This window comes from Thalassoglobus polymorphus, assembly GCF_007744255.1.
Lineage (GTDB): Bacteria > Planctomycetota > Planctomycetia > Planctomycetales > Planctomycetaceae > Thalassoglobus > Thalassoglobus polymorphus.
On sequence record NZ_CP036267.1, the window covers coordinates 5,573,062 to 5,593,971 of the forward strand.

Annotated in this window: 15 protein-coding genes and 1 tRNA gene; 9 read left to right on the top strand and 7 right to left on the bottom strand. The window is 51.3% G+C overall.

What is annotated here, in order from left to right:
• Positions 1-81 precede the first annotated feature (81 nt).
• From Mal48_RS20190 to Mal48_RS20215, 6 genes are all read left to right on the top strand, one after another.
• Entirely contained in the window at positions 82-1,317 is a 1,236-nt protein-coding gene (locus Mal48_RS20190) for a DUF502 domain-containing protein (protein ID WP_145203995.1), read from the top strand.
• On the top strand, positions 1,317-2,243 hold the full coding sequence (gene hemC, locus Mal48_RS20195; protein WP_145203998.1) for a hydroxymethylbilane synthase: 927 nt from the start codon (positions 1,317-1,319) through the stop codon (positions 2,241-2,243). The genes Mal48_RS20190 and hemC overlap by 1 nt, the downstream gene beginning before the upstream one ends.
• Positions 2,244-2,434: 191 nt before the next feature.
• Positions 2,435-3,406, top strand: a complete 972-nt coding sequence (locus tag Mal48_RS20200; RefSeq protein WP_145204002.1) for an aspartate carbamoyltransferase catalytic subunit — start codon at positions 2,435-2,437, stop codon at positions 3,404-3,406.
• Positions 3,403-4,716: a dihydroorotase gene (locus Mal48_RS20205; RefSeq protein WP_145204005.1), complete on the top strand. Its 1,314-nt coding sequence runs from the start codon at positions 3,403-3,405 to the stop codon at positions 4,714-4,716. Before Mal48_RS20200 ends, Mal48_RS20205 begins: the two co-directional genes overlap by 4 nt.
• Before the next feature lie 116 nt (positions 4,717-4,832).
• Positions 4,833-6,968 carry a sulfatase-like hydrolase/transferase gene (locus Mal48_RS20210; protein WP_145204008.1) on the top strand — a complete coding sequence of 712 codons (2,136 nt, stop codon included), beginning with the start codon at positions 4,833-4,835 and terminating at the stop codon, positions 6,966-6,968.
• Positions 6,969-7,346: 378 nt separating this feature from the next.
• A complete protein-coding gene (locus tag Mal48_RS20215; RefSeq protein WP_145204011.1) occupies positions 7,347-8,285 on the top strand; it encodes a hypothetical protein in 939 nt (312 codons plus the stop codon).
• A 142-nt stretch (positions 8,286-8,427) separates the two neighbouring features.
• On the opposite strand, the gene polX is transcribed toward Mal48_RS20215, so the two are convergent.
• Positions 8,428-10,149, bottom strand: coding sequence for a DNA polymerase/3'-5' exonuclease PolX (gene polX, locus Mal48_RS20220; protein ID WP_145204014.1), 1,722 nt, complete (start codon positions 10,147-10,149; stop codon positions 8,428-8,430).
• Between the two features lie 395 nt (positions 10,150-10,544).
• Here polX and Mal48_RS20225 point away from each other — a divergent pair, with 395 nt between their 5' ends.
• On the top strand, positions 10,545-11,675 hold the full coding sequence (locus Mal48_RS20225) for a M20 family metallopeptidase (RefSeq protein ID WP_145204017.1): 1,131 nt from the start codon (positions 10,545-10,547) through the stop codon (positions 11,673-11,675).
• A gap of 237 nt (positions 11,676-11,912) precedes the next feature.
• Here Mal48_RS20225 and Mal48_RS20230 read toward each other — a convergent pair.
• Positions 11,913-11,996 (bottom strand) — tRNA-Leu (locus Mal48_RS20230).
• Positions 11,997-12,485: 489 nt separating this feature from the next.
• Positions 12,486-13,028 (bottom strand): hypothetical protein, encoded by a 543-nt coding sequence (locus Mal48_RS20235; protein WP_145204020.1) that lies wholly within the window; start codon positions 13,026-13,028, stop codon positions 12,486-12,488.
• A gap of 206 nt (positions 13,029-13,234) precedes the next feature.
• On the opposite strand from Mal48_RS20235, the gene carA reads away from it, so the two are divergent.
• Together carA and ndk are read left to right on the top strand one after the other, a co-directional pair.
• Positions 13,235-14,401: a glutamine-hydrolyzing carbamoyl-phosphate synthase small subunit gene (gene carA, locus Mal48_RS20240; RefSeq protein WP_145204023.1), complete on the top strand. Its 1,167-nt coding sequence runs from the start codon at positions 13,235-13,237 to the stop codon at positions 14,399-14,401.
• Between the two features lie 268 nt (positions 14,402-14,669).
• Positions 14,670-15,137: a nucleoside-diphosphate kinase gene (gene ndk / locus Mal48_RS20245; RefSeq protein WP_145204026.1), complete on the top strand. Its 468-nt coding sequence runs from the start codon at positions 14,670-14,672 to the stop codon at positions 15,135-15,137.
• 356 nt (positions 15,138-15,493) lie between these two features.
• On the opposite strand, the gene Mal48_RS20250 is transcribed toward ndk, so the two are convergent.
• The 4 genes from Mal48_RS20250 to Mal48_RS20265 all read right to left on the bottom strand — a co-directional run bounded on the left by Mal48_RS20250 (position 15,494) and on the right by Mal48_RS20265 (position 20,717).
• Positions 15,494-16,348 (bottom strand): NADP-dependent methylenetetrahydromethanopterin/methylenetetrahydrofolate dehydrogenase, encoded by an 855-nt coding sequence (locus Mal48_RS20250; RefSeq protein ID WP_145204028.1) that lies wholly within the window; start codon positions 16,346-16,348, stop codon positions 15,494-15,496.
• A 218-nt stretch (positions 16,349-16,566) separates the two neighbouring features.
• Positions 16,567-17,067 carry a formaldehyde-activating enzyme gene (fae, locus tag Mal48_RS20255; protein ID WP_145204031.1) on the bottom strand — a complete coding sequence of 167 codons (501 nt, stop codon included), beginning with the start codon at positions 17,065-17,067 and terminating at the stop codon, positions 16,567-16,569.
• Between the two features lie 321 nt (positions 17,068-17,388).
• Entirely contained in the window at positions 17,389-18,270 is an 882-nt protein-coding gene (locus Mal48_RS20260) for a hypothetical protein (RefSeq protein ID WP_145204034.1), read from the bottom strand.
• Positions 18,271-18,407: 137 nt separating this feature from the next.
• Entirely contained in the window at positions 18,408-20,717 is a 2,310-nt protein-coding gene (locus Mal48_RS20265; RefSeq protein WP_145204037.1) for a DNA translocase FtsK, read from the bottom strand.
• Between the last annotated feature and the right edge of the window lie 193 nt (positions 20,718-20,910).

Sequence of the window (20,910 nt, forward strand, 5' to 3'; positions counted from 1 at the left end):
CAAATGTTGTTGAACCGAACAACATTTCATTTCCTGCGATCACATGCAACACAATTGTGATGCCCTTCACTGAAAGAATTCATGTCCGAAGACATTGAGAACAATGTGAACAGCGAGGAGCCGAATAGTGAGGCGAATTCGCCTAAGCGAGCCCTCACGCCAACGCGAATTTTCATTCGCGGGCTGGCAGTCAGCTTACCCACGATCCTCACGATCGTGATTCTCATCTGGGTCCTGAACTTCGTAAATAAGTATATCATCGTCCCAGCGACCTGGACGGTGAAGTACACAATGTCGCAGTTTGTCGACCAATCCGTCTTGAGCGAGTCGCTGATTCAACTGGAAACCGCTCCCCCTCTGAAATATTGCGGGACAGGTTATCTGGTCACGAAAGACTTACGGGAGCAGTATCGGAAGTATGTGGCTCGGCAACAGGCCGCCATCGATCGCCGTATTACGGAAGAGACGAACCCCAATGAAATGGACGACTACGCTGCCCGGCAACAAAAGCGAATTGCCTGGCTGCAGGATGAAGCCGATAAAATCGGGACGGAAATTTACGTTCAGCTTGGTCCGAATGCCGTTCCGTATGACGTCTACGCCGAGGTCGCCCGAAATCTCCCTCCCGGTCAAGTTCCGGTTTCTGCGAGGGCGGTCTATCTGGAGTATGTGGCTCACAAGTATTTTCGAAGCCTGTTCCACCTCAGTTTATTGACAGTCGTTTTGATTATTTTTGTCCTCTACTTCACAGGGCAATTCGTCTCCGCAAGATTGGGCAGCTGGTTTGTTCGAGTTACGGAACAACAAATCCTCGGTCGGCTTCCTTTGGTGCGAAACATTTATGGATCGGCCAAGCAGGTCACCGACTTCTTCTTCACAGAAAATCAACCAGTCGAATATGGTCGCGTCGCAGCGATCCAATACCCTCGAAAGGGTGTTTGGTCCATCGGGTTCGTGACCGGGGAAAGTATGATGCAAATTTCGATTGGGGCAGGGGAACCGTGCGTGACTTTTCTTGTCCCTTCGTCACCTGCACCAATGACTGGCTACACTGTCAACGTCCCTCGACGTGAAGTCCTCGACTTGGACATCACTGTGGAACAGGCAATGCAGTTCTGCATTTCATGTGGAGTTCTCTCACCTGGGCATCAAAAAATGACACCAGAGAAATTCAAAGAGCTCGTCGAACAAGGGCTGATTCGAGCGAGTATTTCTCCACAACAAACAATGCAGGGAGCGCCCATGCCGACGGGGCAAAAGTGGATCGCTCCTGCTCATCCGCTTGATATCAACGTAGAAGATGGAGACGAGGACTAATGGCAACTGAGCAGCGAATCATTCGTATTGCCACACGTGAAAGCCAACTTGCCATGTGGCAGGCGAACTACATTGCCGATCGCCTGCGAGAAACGACCTCTCTCTTCGATGTAGCACTCGTTCCTGTCTCAACGATTGGCGACCGCGACCGAACGGAACCGTTGCGCGAAATGGGAGGTCAGGGAGTTTTCACTCGTGAAGTTCAGCGGGTCGTCCTCGAGAACCATGCGGACATTGCCGTTCATTCACTCAAGGATTTACCGACCGGTCCAATCCCCGGTTTATCGCTTGCCGGAATCCCGGAACGGGCTCCCCGGTTCGATGCAATGATCCTGCCAGAAGACTCGCAAGTTCGAACGTTCGATGACCTGCCTGCTGGCTCTAGAATTGGAACCGGAAGCCCACGTCGGCAATCGCAATTGCTCTCTTCTCGAAGAGATCTCGAGTTACTCGAAATCCGTGGAAACCTCGACACACGACTTAAAAAACTCGATACCGGCGAGTACGACGCCATCATCCTGGCTGAAGCGGGTCTTCGTCGCCTCGGACTGGAACAGAGAATCAGCTTCTTGCTCACACCACCCTTGATGCTCCCCGCTGTCGGGCAGGCTGCTCTCGGAATTGAATGCCGGGAAGACGATCAAGAAGTGATCGAATTGTTGCATCAAATTTCGCACGCGCAAACCAAAATTGAAGTCACAGCTGAAAGAGCCTGCATGTTCACCCTTCAAGCAGGCTGCCATGCTCCTGTCGGCGTGCTGTGTCAACAAGACCAGGAAGGACTCAAACTCGACGCGGTTGCTCTCAGCCCGGATGGAAAGGCCCGCTTCGACGTTTCGGTGACAGGCGACCCCGCCTCCCCGGCGGAACTGGGAGCAGAAGTCGCCAAGCAATTGATAGAGCAGGGAGCTTCAAAGTACCTATAGATCAGCGACTCCTCCAAGGGATTCAGATTCACAAGTCGCCGCTCACAAGTCACCGCTGTCAAGCAGGTCATCATTTTCCCTTCCATAAATAAATTATGGAATTCTCACTTGAGTGACTCGTTTGCCGATTCGAATCGAGATGAGTAAGATGAAGCAAAATCATGCCTCTTACATGAATAACACTCTCTAAAATGGCTGCCTCCCCTACAAGTTCTGTCCCAATTGGAAACTGGAAGCGCCGTCATTTATTGGGCTTGGAGAAACTTGATCGAGAAGAGATCGAGCTGATTCTCGATCACGCTGCTGAGTTCAAAACCCTTCAAGCGACCCGATCAAAACTGTCTCATCTCAATGGGATTGTCGTCGCGAATCTCTTTTTTGAACCATCGACTCGAACAAAAACCAGTTTTAGCCTGGCAGCTAAGCGCCTCAGTGCAGATACGGTCGACTTCACTGCCAGTGGCAGCAGCCTCTCCAAGGGTGAAACCTTCATCGACACCGCGTTGACGATTGAGTCAATGGGTGTTGATTTGATGGTCGTCAGGCACAGTTCTCCCGGTGCTCCGGAACTTCTCTCTCGACATTTGAAATCAGGTGTCCTGAATGCGGGTGATGGAACTCACGAACATCCCACACAAGGGCTTCTCGACATTTTCACCATGCGGGAAAAGCTCGGCAGTCTCGAAGGAAAAACCGTCACGCTTGTCGGCGATATCAAACACTCACGTGTTGCCCGTTCGAATATCTGGGGACTCCAGAAACTCGGCGCAAAGGTGATCGTTTGCGGTCCACCAACTTTGATCCCGGTTGAAATTGAACAGTTGGGAGTGACAGTCGCACATCGATTCGATGATGTCCTGGCTGAATCGGATGTCATCAACTTGCTGAGAGTCCAGTTTGAACGACAGCGAGGAGCATTCTTTCCATCGATCGCTGAGTATGCCCACCTGTTTGGAATGAATAAAAAACGTCTCCAGAAATCCAAAGAAGACGTGCTAATTTTAGCACCGGGGCCGATCAATCGTGGCGTGGAAATCACCCCCGATGTGGCGGACGGAAAACACTCGCAAATTCTGCATCAGGTGACAAACGGACTGTTTGTGCGAATGGCCTGCTTGCATTTACTCGCTCAAACCCAAGAGCGAAAATCGGTGATTCAATGAGTAGTTTGCGAATCAAGAACGGCAGAGTGATCGATCCCTCGAATCACCTCGACGCCCAGCAAGACTTACTGATCATAGATGGTCTCGTTGTCGACGAAAAAGAGTTCGGTGCGGACTTCGCAGCTGACCGCGAAATCGACGCAACAGGCATGATTGTCTGCCCCGGACTGATCGATTGCCATGTCAGTTTTCGCGAGCCAGGTTTCGAAGAAGACGAGACCATCGAAACAGGAGCGACAGCCGCGCTCGCAGGTGGCTTCACAACCGTTGCCGATCTTCCTGACACCTTTCCTGTGGTTGACAGCCGAGCCTCAGCCGAGTTCGTGGTGAGGCAATCGGACCGAGCTGCCCAATGCCGAGTCGTGCCCATTGGAGCAGTCACGAAAAATCATGCGGGCGAAGAGCTGGCAGAGATCGGCCAGTTGATCGATGGCGGAGCCATCGCCTTCTCTGACGGGAAGCGTCCGATTTCGAATCCTGAAATCATGCGTCGCGCCTTGCAATACACAAGCATGTGGAATCGCGCAATTCTCAACCACGCGCAGGTTCCAGAACTCGTGCAGGGAGGGCAGATGCACGAAGGGTTCCAGTCGACAGTCTTAGGGCTGCGTGGGATGCCGGCAGCTGCAGAAGAGATCATGGTGCGGCGCGATATCGCACTCGCAGAGACCTCGAACGGCCGCGTTCACATCATGTCGATCTCTTCGAAACGAAGTGTTGAAGAAATCCGACAGGCGATTTCGCGAGGAATTCAGGTCTCCGCCGATGTCTCTCCACATCACCTGCTCCTCACAGATGAGTGCTTAGTTGACTACGACACCAACTACAAAGTCGATCCTCCAATCCGCACAGAAGAGCATCGCCAGGCGCTCATCGAAGGCCTTGCCGACGGCACAATCAGCTGCATTTCTTCGGATCATCAACCTCTTTCCGAAGAGAAAAAGAGCCTCGAGATCGACCAAGCTCCCTTTGGAATTGCGGGTCTGGAAACACTTCTTCCATTATGCGTCAAGACTCTGATCGAGCCGGGACACCTCACCTGGTCGCAGTTGATTTGCAAATTGACCCATGGACCTGCCACACTTCTAGGACTCGATGCGGGTACAATTCGGCCGGGGTCAGTCGCGGATGTCACCATCATCGCTCCCGATGAGACATGGTCAATCAGAACCGACCAGTTCCAATCCAAAAGCCGAAACAATCCTTTCGATGACATGGTTGTCACCGGGCGAGTAAAATACACCATTGTGGATGGTGAAGTTCGCTTCCAATGCCGAGATGCGGAATTGATTCGTTCTAACAAAATCTGATTAGCTATTGAACACAGATGGAACCAACACGGTTTCTACAGTTTTGTTCAAGCTTCTCAATCTTTCAGAAACTGCAAGCCAGGTGTTTGCAGAACATCAATATCAGGTTCCACCTCATGAGATGGCTTTTCGTCGTAACCTTCCTGTTCCAAATGCCGTTCGTTTCTGCTTACGCAGAAAAGCGTCCAAACATTTTGATCGCCATCAGCGATGATCAATCCTGGCCGCACACTTCGGCTTATGGTTCCAAGTTTGTGAAGACTCCCGCCTTTGATCGAGTCGCCAAAGAAGGCGTTCTATTCAACAATGCCTACGCAGCCTCTCCCGGGTGCAGTCCATCCCGAGCTGCGCTTCTGACTGGAAAGCATCACTGGCAAATCGAACATGCCGGAACGCATGCCAGCCTGTTCCCCAGGAAGTATCAAACATTCCCTGAAGTGCTGGGCGAGAACGGATACTTTGTTGGACTCACTGGAAAAGGGTGGGGGCCAGGGGACTTTGAAACAGCTGGATGGAAACAGAACCCAGCTGGTCCATCGTTTGACCAAAAGAAAACAAAACCTCCTTTTAAGAAAATCAGCGGGAAAGACTACGCTGCAAACTTTGCGGAATTCCTGAGCGAAAAACCGGAAGACCAACCATTCTGTTTTTGGTACGGTGCGCACGAACCACACCGCGCCTTTCAACAAGGCTCTGGCCTGAAAGCCGGTAAGAAACTGGAAGATGTTGAAGTCCCAGCGTTCCTGCCGGACCGCCCCGAAATTCGATCTGACTTACTCGATTACGCAGTCGAAATTGAATGGTTTGACCAGCACTTAGGAAAGATTCTCGATCAACTTGAAGAAGCTGGTGAGCTTGAGAACACACTTGTGATTGTGACTTCCGATAACGGAATGGCATTTCCGCGAGCGAAGGCAAACTGTTACGAGTACGGCGTCCATGTCCCGTTGGCAATTCGCTGGGGAAGCGAAATCGCAGCAGGTCGAACGTCGGATGATCTGGTTGGGTTTGTTGATCTGACCGCCACGATTTATGACGCGACGGAAGTCGCTCCTCCAGACGAAGAGTCCTCTCTCCCAGGTAAAAGTTTGGTCAACATCCTGAAGTCCGAAAAAGAAGGGACTGTCGACTCCACACGCACAGCAGTCTTCTCAGGTCGGGAACGCCATTCTTCTTCGCGATATTTAAATCTGGCGTACCCGCAACGATCAATGCGGACTAAGCAGCATCTGTATATCCGAAACTTTCGCCCGGATCGCTGGCCAGCTGGATCACCAAGAAAGCTCGACGAAAACGGAGGCCTGGGTCCGCAAGATGGTGGCTATCACGACATCGACGCATGTCCGAGCCTGTCGTATTTCATTGAAAACAAAACCGATCCAGAGATCGTCAAGTACTTTGACTGGGCCACTCAAAAGCGACCTGCGGTCGAGATTTTCGACATGGAAAAAGACCCCGCCTGTCTGAACAACCTCGCCGGAACGGAAGGCTTCGCTGAGACAGAAAAACAACTCGCACAACAATTCGAAGATTACCTGATCAAAACCAAAGACCCGCGTATCCTTGACGGGGGGGATGTTTTTGAAACCTACCATCGGGTCAGCGCAATTCGACAATTTCCAGCTCCGTCTCACGTTGAGTATTACGACACAGCGATGAGGAAAGAAGGGTGGATTCCCCTCTTCAATCGACGCAACCTCGACGGTTGGAAGGCAAGCACTCCGAGTGATTCCTTTGAAGTCGTCAACGGTATGATCAAGGCCCAGGCGACCAGCGATCAATCGCACCTCTTCTACACCGGTGAAGTGAACGACGCCGACTTCCAAGACTTTGAGCTTCTTGTCTATGTCATGACCACACCGGGATCAAATAGCGGAATTTACTTCCATACAGAATATCAGGAAGAAGGCTTCCCCGAAGTTGGACATGAAGTACAGGTCAACAGCACACACAAGAATCCAAACAAAACGGGAAGCCTGTTTACCGTCAAAGATGTGACCGAAACAGATGTTACCGACAATGTGTTTTACACCGAACTCATCACCGTGAAAGGGAACCGCGTCACAATTAAAGTGAACGACAAAACCGTTGTCACATATACCGAACCGTCGAATTACAAACACCCCAAGTTCTCGGGACGGAAAATCGACCATGGAACATTCGCACTGCAGGCACACGATCCGGACAGCACTGTCTACTTTCGCGAGATCTGGGTTCGCCCACTCGATGACAAGAAAACGGACGACCAGTAATAGTCGGTGCGAACCCGGTGAACTCCCGATCTTCCAGCCCTGGCAATCTCTGCAAAACGGCGACATCACGGTCTTCACAACTTGCAACATCGCCCTCAAAACTTAACAAAGCAGGGGACGCGTGTCGGAACCGCAAGCAGAATAAAATTGAGAATCCCGCGTGACTCTCTTCTCCAGGGCCACAGGCAACGACGCAATTTCTCTGCGAAAAGAGCCGAAAACCTGAATTGACGAGGTTCTCCTCGCAAGAATTTAATTCTGCGGCAATCGCTGATCAATATTGTCAGAATGGCCCGATCGAGTGATAATTGAGGAAAGCCGCAGCGAAGTCTGCTGCCGGCACTCTTCAAACTCGTTCAATACTCACCAGTTTTCACAATGTCGACCCGCATTCCAGTTCCTCCTCCACCAAGGAAGCGTCGCAACGACGACTTCAAGGAGGAAGATACACAGGCGACATCGCAGCGACCGAAATCTTTCGAAGTTCTCCCCCCCAGCAATAACTGGTGGGAAAGAGCTGTCGATCAGTTCAACGGCAACGAGGGTGCTGGCTACGCGATTTCTTTCGTTCTCCACATCATCCTGTTGGCGATGCTTTCGATACCGGTTCTGCATTCGTTCGATACGGACGACGGATTCACCACATTGATGGAGAACACAGCGAACGAGGAGCAAGTCATCTTTGACGCTCCGCTCGATACACTGATCGCGATGCCGGAAGAGAAAAGTTCAGAGAATCAGGTTCAGCAGGCGTTGCTCGACCCCATACTGAACAGCAATTACAACTTCCTTCCTCAGCCCAAGCTGGATAATCAAACAACCGTCGAAAGCGACGGCGATGGAACCGGCTCGGGTGGAGAGGCTGGAGGCGGCCGTGTCGCTGAGCCTGAAAATGCCATCAAAGCAGGCAGCTTCTCAGTTTGGCCCTGGCCGATCTTGGCCGGAAAAGTGAATGGTCAGATACGCCATGGAGACCCGGGAGGTTTCCCAAAAGTTCGACAAGATTATTCCATCGTCATTCGCGTGAAGACTCCGAAAACGAAAAAGTTCGTCCGCCTGTCTGATTTCGAAGGGACCGTCATCGGAACAGATGGTTATCGTCAAATCATTCCTGATGACGCCTACTACTTCCGAGCGAATGGAGAATTAGTGAAAGCCCGGCCGACTCATCGTTTGCCAGTGATTGATGGGACGGCGGAGATCCTGATTCGCGTCCCCGGGGCTAGCTTTGCGGAAGTCAAAGACACAATCAAAGTCCATTCTCGCATCATCGATGAGGAACAGGAAATCGCCCTCATCTTCCAGGCCCGTGAGTAAGAACAGATTTCGCCGGACACTGCAGCAGCGCATTTTCAATGTTTTTTAATGCTTGCCGTGCCAACGAAGCTTACATTGATGAATTCATAGACTGCTTGCTACGAGGCAGAACCTGCAAACCAATTCGAAAGATGCTCTTAAATCACGAACTCGTTCGCAGCATCTTTTTGAACTGCTTGAACGTCCGCGTATTCGCAACATCTTTCTTTTCCAACCCGGCTCGGCGCGCCTGATACACTCCGTACTTCATCACATCGAAGCCTGTCGTGGAGTGAGCATCAGTATTGATCACAATGGGAATCCCGTGATCTTTGGCCGCCGCGGCTTGTATGTCGTCCAAGTCAAGACGCGATGGATGCGCATTGATCTCCATGAAAACGCCGTGATCGGCAGCTGCCTTGAATAAATCGGGATAGTGAATATCTGCTCCCGGTCGCCGACCGACAATTCTTCCCGAGGGATGACCAATCGCACAGACGTATGGATTTTTCACCGCGTTGAGTAATCGTTTCATGATCTGCTCACCCGGTTGCTTCAGTCCATAATGCAACACTGCGATCACCCAGTCTCCTTCCGAGAGGACATCGTCCGGCAAATCCAGTTCAGCATCTTCGAGGATATCGCATTCGATTCCGCACAAAATCTCGATGTCCGAGAACTCTTCGCGTATCTTCCGAATCTCTGCCCAGTGCTTACGCAAGCGATCAGCATCAAGGCCATTCGCCATTGTGACACGTTTCGAGTGATCGGTAATCGCGATGTACTTCAACCCACGCTCGCGAGCCGCCTCAGCCATTTCACGAATACTCGCCGTCCCATCAGTCGCGGTGGTGTGCATATGCAAATCACCTTTGATGTCCTTCAGCTCCAACAGCTTCGGCAACTGACCCTCTTCAGCCTGTTCAATCTCACCCCGATTCTCTCGCAACTCAGGCGGAATCCAGGGTAAGTCGACCGCTTTGTAAACCTCTTCTTCAGTCTTCCCGGCAACGAGTTCCTCATCCTTGAAGATTCCGTACTCGTTCAAGCGCAGGCCACGTTTTTGTGCTCGTTGGCGGATGACGATGTTGTGTTCTTTCGAGCCGGTGAAATACTGCATTGCGGCTCCGTACGATTCATCAGGTACCACTCGCAAATCCATTTCGATCCCCGATCGCAACCGCACTCGCTGTTTCGTGTCTCCTTGTGCAAGGACTTTCTCGACAAGTTCATGATTAGCAAGCAACTCCATCGCTTCCGCCGAATTGGATGAGGTCGCCAATAGGTCGAGGTCGCCACAGGTCTCCTTTCGACGCCGCGCGCTCCCGGCGATCGATGCCTGTGTGACGGAATCCAGCTTCAAAAGATCTTCGAGAATCAACTCAGCAGGGACGAGCGCTTCGGAGATAAAATACCGGTTTCCCGCTTGCTCGACATGTTCAATCCCATCCAGAATCGTCTGGGCAGTTTTCTTTCCGAACCCTTTGAGTTCGGCAACAGCTCCTGATTCGGCAGCTGCCTTCAATTCCTCCAGCGAAGTCACCTCCAGTTCTTTAAAGAGCGCTTTCACTTTCTTGGGGCCGAGTCCCTGAATCCTCAGCATTTGCACCACACCGGGCGGAACTTCTTCTCGCAATTGTTCCAACTGAGGAGTTGTTCCGGTTTCCAGTAGAACAACAATTTTGGCAGCGATATCCTTCCCGATCCCCGGAAGTTCAACGAGGGCCTTTTCTCCTTCGGCAGCGATACTGGCAATCGGCTCAGCCAGATCCTCGATCGTTCGCGACCCGTTTCGATAAGCCCGAACTCGGAATGAATTCGCCCCCTGGATTTCCAGCAGGTCCCCGATCTCTTCAAAGTGTCGAGCAACATCTGAGTTCTTCATGTCAATCAATTCCTGTCGCAACCTGCGCGAGGCGCTCTGCTGATTCAGCTGTAAGTGGCAAAGGCGTGTTCGTGAAACGTGATCTGCCACGCCGTTTCTGACGACGATTGGCTATCACAGAACGATTCTAACTCAAATGAAACATCTGGGCACGTCTACAGAAACGCTCTGGCGAAACGGAATCTCCCTGGGAAATCCTTCCTCATCCGAAAGTGGCAATCGGTCACTACTTCTGAGAACGTGAGAGGTCATTTCGATGACCACCAAATGGGCGAAACTCCCAACTAGACTCTGATTGATTTATTGACTGGCACAATCGAAGCAGAGTCGAGAGAATAGCAGGACATCAACCTGATCAACCCCAAACGACATCAATACTGGGCAAAGGACTCACAATGCCATCTGCGCTGGAATACACACAATCAATGGTCGCTTTTGACTCTGTTTCTTCAAAATCAAATGTTGAAGTCACAAATCAGATTGAAGACTGGCTGAAGCAACTCGGCTGCGAGGTGGAACGAGTTGATTACATCGACGCCAACGGTGTCAGCAAATCGAACATCCTTGGAAAAATCGGCTCCGGTGAGGGTGGCCTGGCTTACTTTGGCCATTCAGATGTCGTCCCCGCGACGACTTGGGTCTTCGATGAACATGGTCCCTTCGAACCGACGATCAAAGATGGCAAACTGTTCGGTCGAGGAACAACCGACATGAAAGGGTCTGTCGCCTGCTTTCTGGCAGCGATGGAATCGGTCAAAAACAAACAGTTGACTGCTCCAGTTTACTTCTGCTGTACAGCTGACGAAGAAGTCGGAATGCGCGGAGCAGAGCAGGTTGTCAAAAACTCTTCCATGTACCGTGAAATGGTCGCCGGTCAGGCGCGTGCGATTATTGGTGAACCGACCATGCTTGATGTTGTCCACGGTCACAAAGGAGGCTGTTCAATCGTAGTGACATCAAAAGGCCGGGCTGCCCACTCAAGCACCAAAGAAGGAATCAACGCCAACTGGAAAATGATTCCGTTCCTGGCGGAAATGAGAGCCCTCAACGACGAGTTGGAATCGGACTCGAAGTGGCAAAACGAAGAATTCACGCCCCCTACGATGACGATGAACATCGGGATCAACGATCACACGGGAGCGATCAACATCACGCCGCCGCAGAGTATCTGCACGATCTACTATCGCCGTATGCCGGGCATCGACGCTGAGCCGATTTTCGAACGGATTCAAAACGCTGCCGAGTCCAACGGTCTCGAATTCGAGGCCCGCTTCAGAGCAAACCCATTCTATATCGACCCGAAAGCTGAGTACGTTCAGGAATGTCTGGAACTCGCTGAGAACAAAACGCCTCGGACCGTTTCTTACGGCACCGATGGGGCCTGGTATTACGAACTCGAACGAGCCGTGGTGATGGGCCCCGGAAACATTGCTCAAGCCCACACTCACGACGAATTCCTCGACCTCAAAGAGTTCGACCGAGGCACCGACATCTACACCCGCATGATCCACCGCTGGTGCCTGTAGACCGAACGAATCTTTACGAGAAGTGAAGCTGTCGAACTCAAGCAAACCGCACTTCCATGGCCAGAATATTGCTGGTCATGGAGAGTGTCGGAAAAGTAGAAAAAGAGAGATCGCTGCACAAAACGAACAGCTCGCGGGCGTCAAACCTATTTGCACAGGATTCTGTGCAGGTGGGCCAAAATGACTGGCATCAATGAAAAAACACCAAGTACAAATTGTACTTGGTGTTTAAGAAAATGCCGAAGGTGGGACTCGAACCCACACGTCTGTTGGGACACTGGATTTTGAATCCAGCGCGTCTGCCAATTCCGCCACTTCGGCTGCTGTAGGTGTCATGCTAGAGCAGTTGCTCTACCGTGTGCCCGTGAAGAACGTATTTCTCTAGTAAAAATGCTGTTCGCCACGAGGCAGAACCTGAACACCCCTTCGAAAGATGCCCTAGTCGCACCATCAATTAAGACAAGGAATCTCAACGATTGGTTCTGCTACCGCGGAAGATTCTAATCGTATCAGTCGAATTAGGCAAATCTAACCGAGCAGCATCACCCCCTCCCTCCTCGAATTGCGTAAGCCTCTTTGTTTCAGCGACTTACATGCAAATAAAGAACAAGACGCGAGAATTATTCGATTTCATCGCGACTCATTTGGGATGAAAGTGCCCCAGCCTCGGTCATCGGGGAACAGGCAGGGTCGAACGAAATCGTGATCGCAAACAGGGTGAGCCAAGCAACAATAAAAAGTCGTCTCCAAAACCGAATCGGGGAGAGAGGTCAGGTCCCTTCAATCAAGAATCACCGAGTACAGAGTGGCTCAGGAACGCATCAAAATCTTCGCAGTCATCACAGCTGCATTATTCTCATAGCCCTGACTCGCGAGCTTTTCGACCATCCTTTTGATCTCTCTGGGCGACCAAAAGACGAAGCCTTTCGCATCCAAATACTCTCGAATTTCTTCTTCCTGGTTGCGGTAGACATTCCCAGCCGCCAGACCAAGCTGAATTCGCGTTTCGGTATTTGCCATTCCCGATTCGATGAGTTGCTGCTTGAGTTTGCCAAAAACGATCTTCCTGTAATTTGAACAGGTGAATAGCTTGTATTTTCCTTGGGGAATGGCAAACTCCTCCTGAAGAGCACTCAGCCGAACGCCGTAAGAATCGAAAAACGATTTGACATCGAGGGCCAGGACCCGGTTTTCCGAGAAGTTGAACCCAAGCAAGTCGATCTCTGGGCGAGGAATCGAATGTTTTCCAATTTTGCGTTTCTCTTCCTTGGAGATTTCGACCTTAAACGATTGTCGAACCCAGTAATTTTCCGATTCCAGAAGCGTACAAACAATGCTCTCAAAGTGATCCATTTTTTGTTCTCCCGAAATTCCAGACGACAACCGACATCGCAACAATAGCCATCGATACGACCCGACAACAACGGAAATAACTCGGTAAACGCTCAACGAACATGAAGTTTTGGGAATTACGCCACGATTCAAGGTGACACATCCTTTTCCCCATCTCCTGAGTCTGGTAAAAACGTCATATCACGGACTCCAACAGTACCTGTACTATGAACCAGCCTGCGAACAACCCGATTTCAAACAACCAGACAGCCAAACTTGCTCTATCGGATGGAACCGTCTTTACAGGGACTCGCTTTGGTGCCGAAGGAGAATACTTCGGTGAAGTCGTTTTCAACACGAGCTTAACGGGGTATCAGGAAATCCTGACTGATCCGTCCTACAATGGACAGATTGTCACAATGACCTACCCGCTCATCGGGAACTACGGCATCAATGCTGACGATATTGAAAGTGGCCGACTCTCACTTCGTGGATTCGTCTGCAAAGAACTCTGCCGTGAGCCCAGCAACTTCCGATCAACTCAATCACTAGATGACTACTTGCGTGCGAACAATGTGATTGGAATCGAAGGAATCGACACTCGAGCACTGGTGCGGAGGATTCGCACTGAAGGGGCAATGACTGGTGTTCTCTCCACAGTCGATCTTGATGACGCCTCACTTGTTGCCAAGGCCCAGCAAAGCCCGGACATTGTCGGCCAAGATCTCATCAAAGACGTGATGCCAGAATCGGCTGCCGATTGGCCAACCGGGCTACACGAAATGTTGCTGGACCAAGTGACTCCTTCGAGTCATCAATCCAACGAAGGCGACAAGGACTTTCATGTCGTCGCCATCGACTACGGCATGAAATGGAACATTCCGCGGCACCTGAAACAGATGGGATGTCAGGTGACAGTCGTCCCTGGGACAGCGACCGCTGAAGAAGTCCTCTCACACAATCCTGACGGTGTCTTTCTCTCCAATGGCCCCGGTGATCCGCGTCCGCTCGACTACGCCGTCGGAACGATTCGTGACCTGCTCGGCAAAAAACCGATCTTCGGGATTTGCCTGGGACACCAACTTCTCGGATTGGCTTTGGGTGGCGAGATCTTCAAATTAAAATTTGGACACCGGGGAGCCAACCAACCAGTTCTCAACAAAGAGACTGGTCGAGTTGAAATCACATCGCAGAACCACGGATTTGCTCTCTCTGGCGAAACGCTGGCAGAAGGGACTGAGGTCACTCACATTAACCTGAACGACCAAACTGTCGAAGGTATCCGCCACGAAGGCTATGGAGCGTTCGGAATTCAATACCATCCTGAGGCGTCAGCGGGGCCTCATGACAGCCACTACTTATTCGGTGAGTTCCGCAAGATGATGGCGAATTAACTCACTCTCAAAAACTGGAGTCGTGGCAGAACTCCCAGCGAACTGCAACACTTCCTCCAGTCCTGCTTTCGCTCCCAGCTTGCCGGCGTTTTCAAGTTCAGTGAGCGATCAGTCAGAACAAACAGATTGAATTGCATTTTTCGAATTGGTTTCGCGTTCTCCCTGGTGGCGAACAGCATTTTTACTGGCAAACGCGTTCTACACGGGTAGACGAAAGAGCAAACTGCTCTAATTTTCAAATCACACACAGACACTTCGGACCCTTACGATGGCACTCGAAAAATCACTGATCCTGCTGAAGCCTGACGCCGTGCAGCGTCGCCTTTGTGGTGAGATCATCACTCGCCTCGAAAACAAAGGACTCAAACTCATTGCAATGAAAATGTTGCAAGTGACCAAAGAGCTCGCAGCACAACACTACGAAGAACACGTTGAAAAACCGTTCTACCCGATGCTCGAAGAGTTCATCACCTCAGGCCCAGTCGTCGCGATCGTCGTGGAAGGTCCAGAAGCAGTCAGCGTCGTCCGTGGAATGATGGGAAAAACCAACGGCCGCGAATCTGCTCCCGGGACAATCCGCGGAGACTTCGGACTCTCCCGACAGGTCAACCTGATCCACGGTAGTGATGGCCCCGAAGCTGCTCTTCGAGAAATCGGTATCTACTTCCAGGCCGAAGAAGTCCTCAGCTACAAATCTTCCCTCGACGAATGGGTTTGCGCCAGCGACGAGCTATAAAACCGAAACACCCGTAGTTCCAAAAGATACAAAAGCCTCCGGTTATTGACCGGAGGCTTTTTTGTCGTCAACAGATGATCAAAAAATGCTCAATCTCGCTATTGATCAAGACTTCCCAACTCGAGCGCTTCCGCCTCATCTTCAGTCAGGAAATCGAGTGAGAGTGCCTTCGTTCCCCACTCCTGAAGAATAAAACCCGGCATCTTTTTATCGTGTTGCCCCAAACTCTCTTATAGAGCAGTCTTCGAAATCCCCGGTGGAAAGTCTGCAATGAGTTCCACGGCGACACGTGATCACCTATTCAATCGCAATCGTCAAAGCGATCTTTATGAGAAAGAAGAAGCGCCGAAAATGCTTTAAACGCTTCCGGCGATGTTGTAAATCTCTGCTGCATTGAGGATTTGATCGTTTGTGGTGAAGAGTTTTTCGATTGCGGCACGGTGAGTTTTCATTTTCAAGCCGCCAACACCGAAGGCACCGTAGCTGGTCGCACCGTTGACCTCTGCTGCATCATCTGTGGGACTGATGCCTTCCAGGCCAACAGGTGGGACAGCGTTGACATCGATAGCGACTTTCAACGTTTCGATCCCTTCGACTTCCTCACCTGTGAGGAACTGAACGCCAGCAGCACCGGCAGCAATGATAAGATTGATGCCGTCGACAGCGGCTGCGACTCCCTCATCGGAGAATTCGCAAGGGACCACTTTGGCTTCGGGGACCACGTGGCGAATCTCTGCACAGGTGACTTGAGCACGTTCTTCGCTGCGGGAGGCGATGCGAACTGTTGCTCCCTGAGCTGCAAGGATTTGCCCACAGCGATGACCGACTGGACCGGTTCCACCGAGGATGAGCGCTTCAGTCGTATTGAAATCGAGATGCTTCGACGCACACCGAACTGCGGCGGCGGCTGTCGTATTGGAACCGTTCGAATCAATCATTACGGAGACCCGCATCGGGCCGAAGAAGGTGTCCTGAATTTTCGAGAGGAGGCGTTCTCCTGCTTCAACATTACTGCCACTGATAAAGATGGCTGTATTGCTGAGCTCTTCGGCGCTGCGAGTAAAAATCGCGCCATGAATGAGCGGTTCGATGTTTTCAGGAGTCACTCCTCCATAGCTGAAGAGTTCATCCACACCGCTGTCGATGGCCACAACCCGATCGAACGAGGATGGAAGAGAGTCAGTGTCGAACTGAATGAGAATCTTTTTCATCTGAGAGTGATCCGAAAAGAATTGGTCGTAATGATTTGAACTGAGCCTGAAACCTGAGTTGACTCTCTCAAAGACTGAGAAGAATACCATTCCGCAAGTTTTCGGACTGGCTCTAAAGTATCCTAACGAAAACACCCCCGATCAGAAATCGGGGGTGCGAAATATCGTCTCCCGAACCAGAAAATCCCGGGAGTGAGTGATCTTTGTAATGGAGAAGATTAGCTCTTTGCAAAGAATGGGTGAGCTGAAGTGTCCTTCTTGGCGACCATCTCATCGGCACTTGGCTCGTTCTTCATCGCTCTTTCGATGGAGAGCTTCGTCGCTTCGTAATTGTACTGATAAATCTTCTGATCGTCGTCTGCTTCCCAGTGAATGAAGACACCACAAATGATGCACAACTTTTCAGCCTGGTCTTTAGGAATCGTCCCTTCAGCGACGCTTTCTGCGACTGCATCGGCAACTGCACGTTGAGCAGGGCCGAACATTTGAACTGCTTGCTTTGCACCTTTGATTGTCACCTTGGTGACCATCACTGTTGCTGGTTTCACAGCCAGATTTGGCTCGAGCACAGCCAGCAAGTTGCTATGGCCTTGTGACTGTGTTGAAAGTGCATTGGCAAATGCGATTCCAGCAGGACCACTTTTGTCACCGATGATCAGATCGATGTGCGAAACTTCATTACCTTCGCCCACCAGGGCTTCACCAACTTGGAATGACATTGTTAATGTGCTCCTCTCGATGCAATAAAAACTTGACCTCCACCAAACGATTGATAGCAGTCTTGATTCGCGGAGTCTAACAAGTCCGAAACCATTTCCCAACGGATTGGAGGCAGTGAATCGCCTGAGGGCTTGCATTTCTCTACAGCAGGTCGAACCTCATTTTCAGATCTGATCCTGAAACTTGAAAGTGCTCTCTCAAAACGTTGAGAAAGGGGGCGATTCCAGAGGTTTACGGACAGGTTCCGGGGAAATCAGCCCTGTTTTCGCTCTCTTCACACCTGAAAAGTGGGCGTTTCTTGCGAAAATGATACCGTTTGTTCACCACCAGAATGTGACGCCGCCAATGATCCCCTGCAGGTTCGTGTCACCGATGTGCAAGATGTCGTAGCCAGTGAAGAGCTCGACATGCTCATAGACGAGGCCAAGTGTCGTCTTGCTATGATACATATCGGCATCGCCGATCGTTCCTGCATCGAGAACGCTACGAATGACAAACGGCTCTGTCGGAAACCAGTCGAAGCCATACGTAAAGTTGAATCCGACATCCGTTTGCCCGCCGCTCAGCCAGTTGAGCCCAAGCCCTGTGTAAAACTGAGCATGTTCATTCTGAGCGAAGCGATAGACCAGATTCGCATCGCCGGTCCACAACGTATCGTGACGACTGCCGGTCACATCTTCTTGCCAATAATTCCACTCGGTGTCCAGGCCCCATCGAGAGATATTGTCCAGCTGTAATCGCCCGCCGAAGCGCTCCAGACCGGAGAAATCGGTCCCATACTCACCCGTCAAACGAAATGAGTTCGCGTTCTGAGCAGTCTCGTCGAAGGCCACAAGTTCCAGAAATCCGTTGTGACCATTGTCGTATGGGAAATCTGAAAACTGAACGACGTCGGCATAGTCATCGCCAAGCATTGCAGGAGGGACAATCCACGGAGAAGCGACGGCGTAGAAAAGGACCATCCCCGAGAAGGAGGCAAAGGCATCATCATTATCGTCGCAGTAATCATTATGATGGCGACGCTTCCGTTTCTTCTTCGGGCGATCGTCGTCATCAGTAGCAGCTGCCTTCTTCGAGTTGCTCCCTTTGGCTGACTCCCGAACGTTGCCCAAGTCACCCGCGAACAGCGCATTCCCAAGCAACTGTGACATCAGAAATGCCATGAGTGTGAGCAGTATGTTCAGACGAATAGCTCGCGACACGTTCGAGTCCTCTCGGGCAGGGCGGGTCATACTCGAAAGCGTCGATGTGTCGCAAGATCGTTTTGAAGGCTCGAAATCGACGATTTCAGGTGCCAGAGATTGTATCTACAACAGAAGGAACGTGTGTGCCAAAACGGCTACATCGCCATTTCCATGGATTCCTGGCGTGCTTCCCATTCCTCGAAACTGCAAATCACCTCACGGCATTTTGAGCCGTTATAGTCACCCACGATGCCATCTTCTGCCATGTGATCAACCATTCTCGCAGCTCGGCCGTAGCCAACTCCCAGTGCACGCTGCAGTAACGAAACACTTCCGCGACCTTCACTTAAAACAACTGAAACAGCCTGCTGATACATCGCATCGCGTTCAGTTGAAACGCCTCCTCCACCCGGCCCGGCCGTCATCGCAGCCTTAGTGGCTTGTTCGATTTCAGGCGAGTAACGAGGTTCGTAATCGCTGTAGAATTCGATAACCGAATTCACTTCTTCGTCGCTGACGTACGTTCCTTGTGCACGAGTCACACTACTGGTTCCCGGAGCGAGATAGAGCATATCTCCGTTTCCGAGCAGTCTCTCGGCTCCCATTTCGTCGAGAACCACGCGGCTATCAGTTCGCGAAGCAACCTGGAAGGAAATTCTTGCTGGCAGGTTGGATTTGATCAAACCGGTAATGACATCGACCGTTGGCTTCTGAGTTGCCAAGACGAGATGGATTCCGACTGCTCGTGATTTCTGGGCAAGACGAATAATGTGCGATTCGACTTCCTTGCCATTCGTCATCATCAAGTCTGCCATTTCATCAGCGACAATCACGATGTACGGCATGCGGTCCGGGACATCGTCTGCTTCTTCGTCCCCTTCAGCGATCCCCATTCGGTCGAGGACTTTTTCACGACCAAGTTTATTGTAGCTGTCGAGATGTCGTACCCCGACTTTAGCCAGTAAGTCGTAGCGTTCCTCCATCTTGTCGACAGCCCACGCAAGGACCGCTTCCGCTTTCTTCATGTCGGTGATCACAGGATTCATCAAGTGTGGAATCCGAGTGTAAGGGCTGAGTTCGACCATCTTCGGATCGATCATCAACATCCGCACTTCGTCCGGTGTTCGCGTCATGAGGATTGAGGTAATGAGCGTATTCAGACAAACAGATTTTCCAGTTCCCGTTCGACCAGCAATCAACAAGTGCGGCATCTTGGTCATGTCGACAACCAACGGACGACCGCTGACGTCTTTCCCGAGGAAGATCGGAACCGCCATTTTATCTGCTTCTGCAGACATTGTTTCAGCGAGTTCTTTCAACCGCACAGTTACTTGTTTCTCATTCGGGACTTCCACACCGACAGTGTTCTTTCCAGGGATCGGAGAGACAACGCGCACCGCAGGGACGCGCAATGCGACCGCCAAGTCGTCAGCCAGGTTGACGACTTTCGAAATTCTTAATCCCGGCTCAAGTGTCAGCTCAAACTGAGTAACAACCGGACCGGTGTCAATCTCTGCGACTTTAACATTCAACCCAAACTCTTCAAACGTTCGCTCAAGAACGACAGCCGCTTCCTGTGCTTTCTTCGCCAGCAACTCAAACGGAAACTCTTCGGCTTCTTCGAGAATATCGAGAGAGGGCAAGTCGACTTGCTCCAAACGTTCACGCACTTTCGGTTTGAACAAGCTGCCCATCAACCCTTGCCCCGCACCTTTGGCAGTGAGAGGAGCATTCACTTTGAACTCAGTCGGGACGCGGGATTCTTCAACGACCTCAACGATCCCCGCTGGTTCCGGTTCACCTTCAGGTTCTGCCTCTGACTCAACTTCCAACTCGGGCTTAAGTTTGCGAGCGGCTGTTTTTTCAACGGCGATATCACTGACAGGAGGTCGCTGTTTTTTAATGTAGATCGCACGCACACACCAAAAGAGCGGAGCAAAGAGAACCCGGTAGACAATCCGAAAGAATAGCGTTTCCGTTGCCAGGATCATTCCGACACAGAAGAGCGTAGCGATAATCACAATGGAGCCAACGATGGAAAAATTCTCCATCAACAAAACCCGCCCCCACGCGCCCAGGTAGCCTCCGCTTCCGATCAAGGGAGAATTGGGGAGATTCGGAACTGTGAGATGCAGCAACAGGCACAACGAGATCAACATCGTCAATGCTCCGATGATGCGAACGACTGGATCCGCGAGCTGTTTACGGGAGAACAATCCCATATCAATGCAGAACAGACTCACCAGAAGAAACCATGCCCCGAGGCCGAATGCGTTCACTAAGAGATGGGCAATGACAGCCCCGGTCGGTCCGCACAAGTTGGTGACGTATGTCCGCGCAGGGTAAACCGACGTCGACGGGGGGTCCGCCGAATCGTAGCTGAACAAGGCGAGTGCCACGAACAGTGTCGCAGCGAATAAGCCCAGCGCCAGCAAATCATTTTTCAGACGTTGGTAATCAATCATGTTCGTTCAGTGTCGCAGGAGATCTCTTCTGCGCTCACCTCCCGTGAGGGGCCTTTGTGGACAGGTCCGTTCTGCCGTTCTCTTTGTGAGTCCTCTCAGCGTGCTGGGACAACTCTCTCTTCATCACCCCGCCCATGCCGGTGCGAATTGCTGACATTGCGAGGCGTGTCGCTCGTCACTCCATCATTCTCTG

What these genes read in the sequence shown, in the direction of transcription:
- Mal48_RS20190 (WP_145203995.1), top strand. Translation starts at nt 82, where the DNA reads ATGTCCGAAGACATTGAGAACAATGTGAACAGCGAGGAGCCGAATAGT.
- hemC (WP_145203998.1), top strand. Translation starts at nt 1,317, where the DNA reads ATGGCAACTGAGCAGCGAATCATTCGTATTGCCACACGTGAAAGCCAA.
- Mal48_RS20200 (WP_145204002.1), top strand. Translation starts at nt 2,435, where the DNA reads ATGGCTGCCTCCCCTACAAGTTCTGTCCCAATTGGAAACTGGAAGCGC.
- Mal48_RS20205 (WP_145204005.1), top strand. Translation starts at nt 3,403, where the DNA reads ATGAGTAGTTTGCGAATCAAGAACGGCAGAGTGATCGATCCCTCGAAT.
- Mal48_RS20210 (WP_145204008.1), top strand. Translation starts at nt 4,833, where the DNA reads ATGAGATGGCTTTTCGTCGTAACCTTCCTGTTCCAAATGCCGTTCGTT.
- Mal48_RS20215 (WP_145204011.1), top strand. Translation starts at nt 7,347, where the DNA reads ATGTCGACCCGCATTCCAGTTCCTCCTCCACCAAGGAAGCGTCGCAAC.
- polX (WP_145204014.1), bottom strand. Translation starts at nt 10,149, where the DNA reads ATGAAGAACTCAGATGTTGCTCGACACTTTGAAGAGATCGGGGACCTG.
- Mal48_RS20225 (WP_145204017.1), top strand. Translation starts at nt 10,545, where the DNA reads ATGCCATCTGCGCTGGAATACACACAATCAATGGTCGCTTTTGACTCT.
- Mal48_RS20235 (WP_145204020.1), bottom strand. Translation starts at nt 13,028, where the DNA reads ATGGATCACTTTGAGAGCATTGTTTGTACGCTTCTGGAATCGGAAAAT.
- carA (WP_145204023.1), top strand. Translation starts at nt 13,235, where the DNA reads ATGAACCAGCCTGCGAACAACCCGATTTCAAACAACCAGACAGCCAAA.
- ndk (WP_145204026.1), top strand. Translation starts at nt 14,670, where the DNA reads ATGGCACTCGAAAAATCACTGATCCTGCTGAAGCCTGACGCCGTGCAG.
- Mal48_RS20250 (WP_145204028.1), bottom strand. Translation starts at nt 16,348, where the DNA reads ATGAAAAAGATTCTCATTCAGTTCGACACTGACTCTCTTCCATCCTCG.
- fae (WP_145204031.1), bottom strand. Translation starts at nt 17,067, where the DNA reads ATGTCATTCCAAGTTGGTGAAGCCCTGGTGGGCGAAGGTAATGAAGTT.
- Mal48_RS20265 (WP_145204037.1), bottom strand. Translation starts at nt 20,717, where the DNA reads ATGATTGATTACCAACGTCTGAAAAATGATTTGCTGGCGCTGGGCTTA.